General features: G+C 38.0%; 15 protein-coding genes. 4 read left to right on the plus strand and 11 right to left on the minus strand.

Annotated elements, in window-relative coordinates:
• The first annotated feature begins 308 nt into the window (after positions 1–308).
• Positions 309–800 carry a hypothetical protein gene (locus tag R7044_RS19625; protein ID WP_025634112.1) on the plus strand — a complete coding sequence of 164 codons (492 nt, stop codon included), beginning with the start codon at positions 309–311 and terminating at the stop codon, positions 798–800.
• Here the strand turns inward: R7044_RS19625 and R7044_RS19630 are convergent.
• Positions 797–1,234: a hypothetical protein gene (locus R7044_RS19630; RefSeq protein WP_025634110.1), complete on the minus strand. Its 438-nt coding sequence runs from the start codon at positions 1,232–1,234 to the stop codon at positions 797–799. The two genes, R7044_RS19625 and R7044_RS19630, sit on opposite strands and share 4 nt — an antisense overlap.
• Before the next feature lie 3 nt (positions 1,235–1,237).
• Complete coding sequence (locus tag R7044_RS19635; RefSeq protein WP_025634109.1) at positions 1,238–1,600, minus strand: hypothetical protein; 363 nt, start codon at positions 1,598–1,600, stop codon at positions 1,238–1,240.
• Positions 1,601–1,778: 178 nt separating this feature from the next.
• Between R7044_RS19635 and R7044_RS19640 the strand changes: the two genes are divergently transcribed.
• Positions 1,779–2,501 (plus strand): hypothetical protein, encoded by a 723-nt coding sequence (locus R7044_RS19640; protein WP_025634107.1) that lies wholly within the window; start codon positions 1,779–1,781, stop codon positions 2,499–2,501.
• Here the strand turns inward: R7044_RS19640 and R7044_RS19645 are convergent.
• The 7 genes from R7044_RS19645 to R7044_RS19675 form a co-directional block, all read right to left on the minus strand.
• The gene (locus tag R7044_RS19645; RefSeq protein WP_025634105.1) at positions 2,498–3,655 is read right to left on the minus strand and encodes a tyrosine-type recombinase/integrase; all 1,158 of its coding nucleotides are present in this window, start codon (positions 3,653–3,655) and stop codon (positions 2,498–2,500) included. The two genes, R7044_RS19640 and R7044_RS19645, sit on opposite strands and share 4 nt — an antisense overlap.
• Before the next feature lie 308 nt (positions 3,656–3,963).
• Positions 3,964–4,380, minus strand: a complete 417-nt coding sequence (locus tag R7044_RS19650; RefSeq protein WP_025634104.1) for a hypothetical protein — start codon at positions 4,378–4,380, stop codon at positions 3,964–3,966.
• A 245-nt stretch (positions 4,381–4,625) separates the two neighbouring features.
• On the minus strand, positions 4,626–5,273 hold the full coding sequence (locus R7044_RS19655) for a hypothetical protein (RefSeq protein WP_042776360.1): 648 nt from the start codon (positions 5,271–5,273) through the stop codon (positions 4,626–4,628).
• A 260-nt stretch (positions 5,274–5,533) separates the two neighbouring features.
• Positions 5,534–5,851: a hypothetical protein gene (locus tag R7044_RS19660; RefSeq protein ID WP_025634101.1), complete on the minus strand. Its 318-nt coding sequence runs from the start codon at positions 5,849–5,851 to the stop codon at positions 5,534–5,536.
• Positions 5,852–5,956: 105 nt separating this feature from the next.
• Entirely contained in the window at positions 5,957–7,294 is a 1,338-nt protein-coding gene (locus R7044_RS19665) for a hypothetical protein (protein WP_025634099.1), read from the minus strand.
• Positions 7,295–7,305: 11 nt separating this feature from the next.
• A complete protein-coding gene (locus tag R7044_RS19670; RefSeq protein ID WP_025634098.1) occupies positions 7,306–7,644 on the minus strand; it encodes a hypothetical protein in 339 nt (112 codons plus the stop codon).
• Between the two features lie 11 nt (positions 7,645–7,655).
• Positions 7,656–8,204: a hypothetical protein gene (locus tag R7044_RS19675; protein ID WP_025634097.1), complete on the minus strand. Its 549-nt coding sequence runs from the start codon at positions 8,202–8,204 to the stop codon at positions 7,656–7,658.
• 744 nt (positions 8,205–8,948) lie between these two features.
• Between R7044_RS19675 and R7044_RS19680 the strand changes: the two genes are divergently transcribed.
• Entirely contained in the window at positions 8,949–9,242 is a 294-nt protein-coding gene (locus R7044_RS19680) for a hypothetical protein (protein WP_025634094.1), read from the plus strand.
• A gap of 86 nt (positions 9,243–9,328) precedes the next feature.
• Positions 9,329–9,691 (plus strand): hypothetical protein, encoded by a 363-nt coding sequence (locus tag R7044_RS19685; RefSeq protein ID WP_025634091.1) that lies wholly within the window; start codon positions 9,329–9,331, stop codon positions 9,689–9,691.
• Between the two features lie 894 nt (positions 9,692–10,585).
• On the opposite strand, the gene R7044_RS19690 is transcribed toward R7044_RS19685, so the two are convergent.
• Positions 10,586–10,777, minus strand: a complete 192-nt coding sequence (locus R7044_RS19690) for a hypothetical protein (protein WP_225455764.1) — start codon at positions 10,775–10,777, stop codon at positions 10,586–10,588.
• 127 nt (positions 10,778–10,904) lie between these two features.
• Positions 10,905–11,586 (minus strand): Tn3 family transposase (locus tag R7044_RS19695; RefSeq protein ID WP_206971551.1); only part of this gene is annotated, 682 nt, incomplete at its 5' end.

Consider the following 11,586-nt stretch of genomic DNA (forward strand, 5'->3'; position numbering starts at 1 on the left):
ATGCCATTTTTGTCTAAAATACAATAGCAAAAGCTGCTAGCATAGGCTTATTATTGAGTCAAATGTTAGTTTCAATTTGCTAGTCTCAGAAGTGATATCGGTTCAATAGACTAATTACTCAACAAATTGTAGAAATATTTGCGTAATGCGACCTACAAATAGGGATATAGCTCACACATATGCAACAAATGATGAAAATTTATTTAAGTTTCACTCTTCATGGGTAAAAATTAGACATAACGGCAGTTAATGTTTAGATACAAGTCACATGATTATTTGCGTCTATTCTCAAAAATAAGAAAGTATTTATGGATAAGAATCATTACAGCGAACTGTTCTCCGACATATTCGCTACAAAACAGAATGAAGGTGGTGCGGCATATTTAATCAATCGTGAGGCTAATCTTGAATTAGTTTCACGGTTAGGTATTAATCATCGTGACGTTAGGCTTAATTCAAAAGAAAGCTATGTTTCAGACCGTAGCGCTAGGCTTTTAGAGAAAAAGTTAAAGGTAGCTCGAGGTTGGCTAGACGCAGAACATGAAATTATTAGCCAAACTCAACTTCTAACAATTAGAGCCAACAATGTTTCGGCGCTTATTGTTTCTCCTGGCTTTACTAAACAGTCAAAGCACTTTCTCTCTAAAATAGTTTCATCTACACCTATGAGCGGATATCAATTTTTGTTTGATGAAATCACTTTCGAAGAGCAGTCCTATTACTTACGTAAAATGGAAGAGTTCTTGGAAATTGAAAGAGCATGTCTTGATGATGAGGCATTTATGGAAGGGCTCTACTAGCGAGAAAAGTCGAAGTCATTATCAGGACGCTGTTGTTTGATACCAATGGCGTCCTTTTCATTTACTGGTCCAGTTATACAAGATTCTAGCCTCTGATTTATTGTTTGTTGACTAGGTTCAAGTACATTAGCTTTCTCAACACTCTTCAAGCTAATATGGTCAAATCTCCTGCCAAACTTTGTCTCAAATTCATTCAGAAAGAAATTGATATCTTGTACAGCATTTGGATTAACTTGCCATTTTGTTAGCAAACTTGGCAAATTTGTAAAACTGGTATTATCGAATTCACTTCTTCGAGCTGGTGGTATTGCACTTAGTCTGATTTGTAGAATGGTGCCGATCATTCTATTTTGTAGTTGGAGAATATCTTGTTGTTTTTGAAAGTTCTGACTTGAGAACTTTTCAACTGACACTTTGAGTTTTTCTAAATCCATTTTTTAGCCTAACTCAAGCTGTGCAAAGGCAAGTGGTCTAACAGATGACTGAAGAATAGCCTTCTTGAACCAGGTCATTGTCATATGATAGTCATAGTTACAAGACACGATTTTTTCAGCGTAGTGGTCATGAGGATAATTCATAGCGATTGACTTAAGGATTTCATAGTCAAATATTTCTAACTTTAGATCTTCAAATCGTTGATCTAAAGAGTTTTTAATTTCAGGTAGAGGTAGCTCATCACCGCTTTGAATTTTCTTTATGATTTTCTTGTCGTTTTCAAGAACATTTAAGAGCAAGTACTCTGAAATAGAAAGCACATAGCTTGTAAAATTTGGTAATGTCTTTAGAGAGATTGGGTTCATATATTTTTTGTTTTAAGCTTGTGCCCATCGGTTCTATTGATGGCAAAGGTAACTCCTCTTTGCTTCACCAGGAACCAGTCCAGTCTTTATAAATCTTGCTTATGTATCAATATAAGATATACATAAACAAGGGTATTTGCCATTTTTTTGACAACTAACGTACTACTTTGGGGGCGATATGAGTGTAAATTCATGGGAATTTCAACCAGACAACGAGTTTTCTGACATAACAGATGATCTGAATCATCAGGATGTAGTATCAGAAAAAACCTCAGATCGAATTGTTAATGTACACGATAAACACCTAAGCCCACAAAGTACAACTTTGCCAAGCAATGATGTCTGTTTGAACGCCTTTAATCAACAAAAGCAGGACGTTCGTCTATCTGAAGTTGGCGGCAAGTCACAATCAGTGCAACCTTCTGCCACAAAATCAAACGCTTACTTCCACCCAAATAGTCAAATTAATCTCTATAACAAGTCATTAAATTGTGCAGCGGTGATTCGATTAGGAAACATAGCTAACAACCTAATTTCAATTGTTGTAGACATTTGCCCAGAACATAACGGTCGCTCAAGTGATTGGAACAACAAAATCTCAGTTGCCTTTTCTCACACTGAACTTATTCAAGCTTATTCCCTATTTCTTCAAAACCTTAAATGCCTTGATTTCAAGTTAAAGTTTCACCAACAACAAACTGGGCCATTGTCTATAGGATTTAAAGAGAGCTCGATTTATGTAAGCACAATCATCTCCGGTAAAACAATAAGCCTTACAGGAAACATCGCCCAAAAGATAAAGTTTATGGCCCAATTAGAAGTGGCTACTAAACACTACTTCGCTACTGCGTTTCCAGATTTGGACCAAGAACGAATTCTGCGTCAGATAGCTTTGATTTAGTGTTTTTGTAGTTCGATATTTGAAGCTTCTAGGTGACCGGTAGCTCTCAGATATCTTTTAACAGTACCCATATTTGTCCAATCACCAATAGACATAAGGTCGACTGCATTCATCTTATGAACGACATGCCCATCAACTACCGCTCCACAACGTCCCGAATGCCCTGACCAACAACGACCTTTAAATACACTTTGTCGTTCATATGCTTTACGGAACAATCTAAGTACGGATACACCATTCATAGGTTTTAATGGGTCCTTAAGCTGTCCATTTTTCAGAATCCAACCAAAAATATAATATTCCTGATCTTCGACTGGACTTGAAGGGGTTACATGGTTGTAAAGCTCAACTCCTTTTTCTACAAGTTCAATATATTTCTTCACGATCCCTGCATACCTGCCAATGATAGACTTTTTGGGTGGCGCTGCAGATGTCTTAGATTTTGTCCTCACTATAGTGACAGTGTCACCAGAAATGATGACGTTTTTACGTTTTAAAGTAAAGATCTCTTCTTCTCGAAGAGCAGTAGAGTATGCAATGGTCATGTATGCTAGGTCTTTGAAAAGCTTTGGCCCAGCTTGTTCAAGTGTCCCAACTATTTCGATCTGTCTGTTCAAATCGCTTGCTCTGAATGGTGAAGCAACTTTTTGCTCTACCTTTGATAAATCAGATTCTGCCATATCCTTTTTTACACCCCTGAAAAAGTCTTTTATAAGCTTGTCTTCAGTTACGTTGGCGAATCCTAGTTGATTCAAAAATATGGCTATGAGGTTCTTTCGGCTCATTAGAGTCGCATAAGACACTTTCTGTTCATTTTTTAGGTGTAGTATCCAGTAGTAAAACATTCTTGGATGTATAGGAAATGCGTAGGCTAATTCAATATACTCAGTAAATCTTATCCAAGAGCGAACAGCGGAAAACATGTTTTTTTGTGTTGCCTTCGAAAAACCACCACGTGTAGCCTCGAATATGGCCATGTTATCTAGTATTGTCTTTAGGTTTGGGTGATCAGGATCAATTGCACCGTCAAGTTCAGGCAAAGGGATTTTAAATCGTGAAAGATTTTCTTTTTCTTTGTTATTGCCTAGTTCTAATGCCTTAATCTTTTCTAATCCGGATGCAGGAATTGGTAAATTTTGCTTAGTAATCTCCACGTTCACCTCCAAAAATAAAGTGTTACGCTGTCACCTGTAACGCTAACCTTAACGGCCAAAAAGTGTAATATAACTCAAATTATACTACACTTTATAATCATGTCTATTTATACAGTGTTATTTGTTTGTTGAGTTTATATGAATTATTCGAAGATTAGCTTAACGAAAACAAAGCGAGCTACTAAAGTAAAACCCACATAATAACCCATGGTTCTACATAGTCTGCTAGACTGCGTAAGGGAATATTACTTGAATATAGATAAAAAAAAGGCAACATTTAAAGTTGCCTTGTGCTGTTAGGTTTGAAATCAGTTGCTTACTGAAGTCAATTGACCATTGGATAAGTCTTCCAGTGGTGGATAATCAGGAAGTCCATAGTCAGATCGTAACCAAGTTAATTTCTGGTAGGTTTGTTCAATCCACTCTGGCTTTAGCTGTTGAACTTCTATGATCTTCTTCTTGTAACTCGGATCTGTTTTAGCTGGTAGGTATTCTAAATAGAAACTGTCGCATTTTTCCATTAAGCTAGAACGCTCTAAATCTACCACCGTCAGGCAGTCAACAAAGTCTTTGTACGCTTCGTTGTCGGAAATGCCTTGAACAACTGCTGGCCCGGTAGTTTTGAGATATTCTTTGTATAGTTTTGCACCGACGACTCCAGAGCCAGATACAGCAACGATAGCTATAATAGACCAGGGAAAGGTGCTTTTAAGTGAGTCGAACATATTATATCCGTTTTATTGTTAGTATTAGTATTAAGGTGGGGATTGTTTTGGAATATTCAATGCATGAAATACAATAATTGTATTTCATGACTAGTTATATCTAGTTTTAAATATTATTTGTTCATCAAAAAGGCTGGTTATAAAACACCCACCAGCCCTTTCAATTTGATATTTAACCTGGGTATGCTAGAACAATGTCTATGTTAAACTTAATATCTGAAAGATTTAAACGGGTCAAAATATACTCAGTCATACTCGCAAAGTCGGCTTAAAATATTTGATTTACCAAATATACAAGGCTCTTTACGGAGGTGGTAAAATTTGGGTCTCCCAGATATTTCATCATATATTTCTTCTACATTTAAAGTCTCAATTATATCAATAGAGTCTGGATTTAACACTAAATGAGAACGGCCATGATACCCACCGTCTACAAATTGTCCACTCTCAAAATCCTTTAAGATATCGATACCGTTTTCACGCAAAATATGACAACGTTTCCGTTCATTCAAATCAATTAGGTCATTGTGTATTCGATTTTCAGGTGGTTTTGCAAGTTCTGAGTACCATTCTTTACCCCTCTTAGTTGATATCCACACTGGTAATTTATCCCAATGTTGCTGTAGATATTTGGGGTGCATAGAAATGGATTTACCAATAGTTACTACTTTAGCTTGTTCCTTTATTGCGCACACATATACGGTAGGTTTACCTACCTGCCTCGCTTTATAGTCAGCGTGATAGCATGCTCCTTTCAGATTAGAAACGAAGTAAAATCCATTAGCATCATTACAGCCTTCGCCTGTACCTAGCATGCCTAACTCAAATTTATCAAACTCCTTAGCTCGTGTACCATGAAAGATGAGCTCTCTTTCCATTGTTCTTTCTAACATGCCGCTTCTCATCAGGTTATAAGTCTTAAATTGTATTATCTAAAAACTAAACAAAATTGAGCTATTACTTTTGTTGACCTCTAAACAGATCAACTAGTCCTCTCAACACAACGCCACTAATGATCAATCCTAATAGTAAACTAATTACTATTCCGTAGGGGTTTGTTGCGAAAAATGAAAAAAACTCAGGTAGTTGAGGGAAAGGTAATGCTGCAACAGTGGCCATAAATTAATCCTTCTTTAAACAGTTAGGTTATGATTTAAGGAAGCTCGAGATCTTCTTCGGTAACCCAATCCAAGTGAGTATCTTTAGATATCAATAGTGTGCCTTCAAGCCAATTTACACCTAATATCTTTTCATCATGTGAAGCGTAAAACTCCGAAAGTTTATCGACTATGTTTGTAACATTCGATATTTCTACATTTTGTAAAGGTAGCCAAAACCAGCGATTTTTTGACTCAAGTAGTGCTCTTTTCGAGTTCCAATCCAGTCCCCATAATAAATGCTCTTGATTACCATTCACGAGCCGACAGTGCATCGCTGCCTTGATCCCCAATTTTTCAAGAAAGAACAACATACTTCCTACTTTGCGTAAAAAAAAACCATATTGACACATACTAAGATGTTACCAAGTATGTATCAATTATCTTTTGTTTTTATATGGTTATGATCAAGCTTGTATCTATATGTGGCTGGCCAGCCAGGTCTTGGTAGGCACAAATTGGTCTGACACCACATTGCCATTATTTATACAGATGGGCAATACGAAGTCAGTACCACTTCCTTTTGCAAACTCCCGTACTTCTCTTAAGGTATCTTTGCTATTGCTAACTGGTACTAGTAAAGAGTGGCTAAGTTCCCTTGTTCCACGCAACTTAATATTGGGTATTGAAAAACCTCGATGTAACAGCTCCTTTGTTTTAATGATTTGCACAGAACTGAATGACTTTACGTATTGGAGTTGTGCGGTTACTAGTTCGTTATATACCGTTTTTAACTTAAACTTTGCTAGCAAATAGTCGTCTGTCAAATTACTGAGCTGATACAAAGCCTTTTTAATAATTAATGTAATTTCTGGGTTATTCAACGATGGCATCGCCAACTCTCGGTCATAGGCGTTTATTACAGCGATTTTTGGATAATGGTCCATTTCACCGACATCTGTTTCAAACTTATCCCTATCGCTTAAAATCATGTTTGTGAGTTTATCGTGTCGCTCTGTCATACCTTTAGAGCATAAAATTAAGAATCTGTTTGATGGCTTAGTTTCGCAGCTAACTAATATTGGGAGTTCATTTTTGTGGTTTGGCACAGGGATATACACCTTTCTAATATCAGAATCCTCTAATATTTCATGTGTACCACTGCCTTCCAGAAAGCTGGCTATCTTCTTCAACATCTGGCTCACGATATCATTCCTTTGTTCAATTATTATTCTACGTTTTGACATTCGTTCATCATACTCTTCTTGTTTAGACTCGATATGCCTAGTCAATTGGTCCCTGTTTAAATATGGTAGAAAATCATTGAAAGTACATTTCACGCTCATGGTGCCAGGGCGTAGCCCTAGTTTAGTTTCAATTCTGGTTGCTAACTTTTTTCCTAGCATACGGGATTTATTGGGCCCTAAATGATTGTTCAAATGACAACCTAGCTCTGAGTTCAATTTGCTAATATTGCCATTCCCTATAAGGGTCAATAGGATCTCTAAATTCCTAGATCTGGCAAGCTTGTCAATTGGGAGGTTATCATCAATTGTTGGGTCTACATTTATGGTAGAAATGGCCTCATCAAGTTGTCCAATAGGCATACCGAGCTTTGTTTCTATGTTTCTAGCTAGTCTGTGACTGATGTTCTTCTGAGGCTTGGATCTGTGGCTGAGATAACTGGCCAAGTGAGGCATATCTAAATGTCTACATAAGTTCTGAATCTTACGGTTGTAGTCTTGGTTGACTATACGCATAAGGTTTTGGTGTCGATTCTCGTGATAGATTTCAGTAGTGTCGAATTTGATATCCATTCAATCACCAATCAATAACGTATTGTTGAAATGGTGTCTTCTATCAAATCTCGTTCTATATCGCTTTCAGCTTGATTTAAATACTTCTCGAGAATATCAATATTAAGTGTACTCAAGTGTCTTCTGTAAAGCTTGCGTCTCAATTCTTTGCGTTCAGCATAAATTGGGTATAGCCCCTGGATAAGGATACCAAGAAGAAGAATTACTATATAAAGCAGATTAAAAGACTCTAATTGAGAGAATCGCCATGCAGCTAAACCTACAATTGTTAGAGAAAATGCCAATATAACTATTCTTCTGGTGAACTGCCCCCATTCTGGTGAAAATACAGAGTCTTTGTAATGCATCATATTATTACCTCCTAGATGTATAAGAAATTGTCCATTGTCCATGTGTCTGGATGTGTTGAAGGGAGTGATTGAGATTCGAATATTGCATCAATGGTTGACCAACCTAGCTCAACTCCGTCCTCAAAATGGGTAGAAAATGCAATGTACATCCAACTTGCGACAGTAAATCGTGCTGCTGCTGTAAATTCAATCTTCAACAAATCGAGTTCGCTTGAGGTACTTACCATGTAAGTATTGGTACTTCTAACGCGATAACACCCTGATAACCTGTCAAGTAGTGGTGTTAGGTTAGGTTCTTTCTTGGCGAGCTTAATCATATCTTTCAAAGACAAAATACAATTGAGCTCTTTTAAACCAACCCTAGTCCATTCTTTAACTTTGCAAATTTGTTCAATTCTGTTTCTTTCGAAAGAGATCCAGAGAGGATCATACCTTCCCATACTTTCAATTAATTTATAGGTTGAAAGTAATTCTTCTAAACTAGCAGAGCATGCCCTTTCGATGTTCGTTGATGTATTGCGCTTAGCAGTACATCTTGTTTTAGTTACTGCGCTTTCCAATCTTGAGTCTCCTAGTTCAAATATTCTCAGTTACAACACTTTTATCGCGAGGATTTGTCTTACGCCGTTATCTGATCGCGATGTCAGTTCAATATTTTCGAATGTCGGTACTGGAAGTCTGTGTATAGCCGCCTCTATTAGTTTCAAGCCGAAAAGGTACTTACCACTAGTAATTGAGTTAATATGATGGTTTGTCATTTTTTCTAAATGACTGACTATCAAATGTTCTAGTTGATAGAGAGTATCAAGCACCTGCAGATCTAGGTTTATCAGGTCGTCATAGTTCTGGAGTGTCATCAACGTGTGTCGATATGGATCTAGAGCACACCTGTACGCATGCTTTTTAAGTAGATATGGATGTATAGGTTTTGGCCACATGACGACTATCTGTTATATCTGCTTTGTACGTTCTAGCCAGCTAGCTAGTGATAGTAGACCACATACCTTGGCCACCACCTCGAAATTGTCTTTGTATGCTCCGCTATTAAAGAAAATCAGGCAAATCAAAGCAGTACAAGATAGTGCTATCAGTAAATACTTTGTTCTAAACATTAGCTTTTCCTCAACCATTCTTAGGCAGTCTAGACTAAACATTGAATAATAGATGTCATTCGCGTATAAAAAACAATACTAATGTTACCATATATTTTAATACGTATGTTAGGAAAACCTCATGCTGAGCTAGTTGATAATTTGATCAACTTAGTTTCCATATGAGCTTTGGTACAAATATTAACGAAGAGTATGATTGATATGATAAAAATTGATAAAGATGAAGTTTTGACAGTCTCCATTGTCTCGCAAAGGCTTAAAGGCATCATTCCTGAGGATTATAAATGGCCAAATGTACCGGAGGGATATCAATTGGAGTTTATTGTCCATCCCGATGGCACTTTAATCATGGATCTTTTAAATCCTGATAGAGGAATGTTTATTTCAGAAGCCGAAAATGTTCACTTTGAAACACCCCGTACAGTGAAGAACGCCCCCCTTACATGGCAAGACCTAGAAAAGGCTGGTGTTCCTTTTATGTCATGACCTAACTACAACTTGATAGAGCTTTCACAAACAACCTCGTTAAGCACCAAATCAGAATAAATCCCCCTCTATAATAGGAATACTGCATGAAATCTGCGATCCGTCTTAGTCTAAAAGTAATATTGTTTTCGATTACTGTCATAGTGTCGATAATTGGAGGACAAATTAGTCAGCACCTCGCTCATATCAAAGATTCCAGAATGCATACGATCGATACCTGGAACAGGCAACATCCTGAGAACTTACATGTCTCTAGAACATTTATTAATGAATGCCTTAATCGAAAAATGGTAAAGGACACTAGTTCGGACGAACCTTTCTTTGTAAAAGAGGTTTATGGACTGTATGAATGTGGTATTGAAGTCGGAGCGGATGACCTTGTGGAGAAAATCAAAGAGTCAGACAACTCATTGAGTACATTTGCTTGGCCATTATCAGCTTTAACTTAATACTTCGTTTTCAAATATTGAGGTCTAAATCGGACCTCATTTGAACCACTATCGAACAAAAATTAGTCAACTATACACGGTATCCACCACACTTTAAGGTACTCATTGGTGCCTCTCCCCCACCGCTTCGCTCCATCCGCACGTGCTGTAACTATAAGGTCGGCTTCGCCGCCTCTTGAGCATTCTCCCCCCTGGGAGAACCAGCGGCTTCGCCGCTTCTTAGATTGGTAAATACTATTCATATCGATTTATTTCTATCTTTATCTATCCATATCTATGTTTGGCTACGCCAAACTTTTTTCCAGGGGGTCTTAGCAGTGGCGAAGCCACCAAGGAGTAGAAATATTTAGGGCGAAGCCCTTATTCGTTAGCGTCGAAGACGCGAAAGGGAGCTTGATTCTTTGCGAGCGAAGCTCGCTTAATTCGAGTTAAAGCGAGTGAGGTAGTTAAGGTTATTGGTGTCGTAACAGCGGCTTGTGGTGTAGTTTAGGTGGTGGATACCGTGTATATTTATGGTTTGAAGTCCCCGTAGATTTGGGAGAGAAATAAAGTTTCATACTAAATGTTCAAGTAAGCCTGTCAGTACCGTTCTAAATGTCACGCTGACATAAATAAAGATTCATACCAATTGGTACTACCATGTTTCAATCTCACAACAATTGACTATAAAAGTATCATACTGGTTGTCTGACCATCCGCTGGAACACGTATCTGGACAAAAATGTTTTAGAGCTGTGTATTAAAACGTTTTTGTCAGATTAGAAAAAGCATCTTGAAACCTTAAACGCTTGCTATTATTGCATGTGTTCGCAAGATGGTTGTGATATGCTAAGAGATGCATCATGTAGGATTAGAACATAGCTAAAAATTAGTTATTGACGCCATAGTCGTTTGTTAAAGGTCGGTTTTCGCATCTTCCAGAGCCTGTTTTTGAATATTTGCAATAACTTCCTCGGTTAACCCATACTTTGCTGCGACAGTCATTGTGATTGGGTTTAGGATGTCCTCAACCTCATTGAACAACTCTATTGATTTTTCCAACCCTGTAATCATCTTATTACGCCCAGACGCGTTCATAAAATCCATAGCTTTAGCTTGGAAATAACTATGAGCCAAGAAGGGGTTCTAGGGATTTTCCCCTCTAAAGTAACATAGAATGCTACAGGCTTTGTATTATATAGCCTCCAGCTGTGGGTTACTTTCGTTTCCAAGCTTAATCATCCACGATTGGCTTCGTAATTTCACTAATATCAGGCAATTTTCCGGTATTGGTGAAGTTATACGTCCCGCTTAAGTTGATATTTTGCCATGCAACGGGCGAAACAGCACGAGTGATAGCCGCTTTTTCTTCATCACCTGTCGCTTCAAAGTGTCCCAGAAGATGACTCAGTATCGCGGAGTTGAAGTAGATGAGCGCATTGGCAAGCAATCTTGCGCATTCATTCCAGATAGCGATTTCAGACTCGTTTTTGCCACGGAACTGATCACCATTCACCGACGCAATGGCTCGTCTAAGGAAGTGCCATGCTTCTCCCCGGTTCAGGGCACGTTGCACATACTGCCGCAAACTGGCATCGTCGATGTAGTCAAGTAAATATTGCGCTTTAACCAGTCGATTATACTCCGTCAGAGCCTGTAATATTGGGTGTCCAGAAGGGTAACCAGACAACTTTCTTACCAGCATTGCTTGTGTCGTCCGCTTTGTCTGAAGTGACAGAACAATACACCTGATATCTTGCCATCCCGTTGTAATAACATTCGTTCTGATAGGCTTCTTTAGCGCCAGTATGGTGCTGCCTTGTTCACTTTCAGTCACATCAAACAGATCATTGATGACACTACTGAACTGCGCGTATCGCGGTGCAAAACTGTAACCGCATAGATCCAGTAAGGCG

Source organism: Vibrio sp. 1402 (assembly GCF_033340275.1).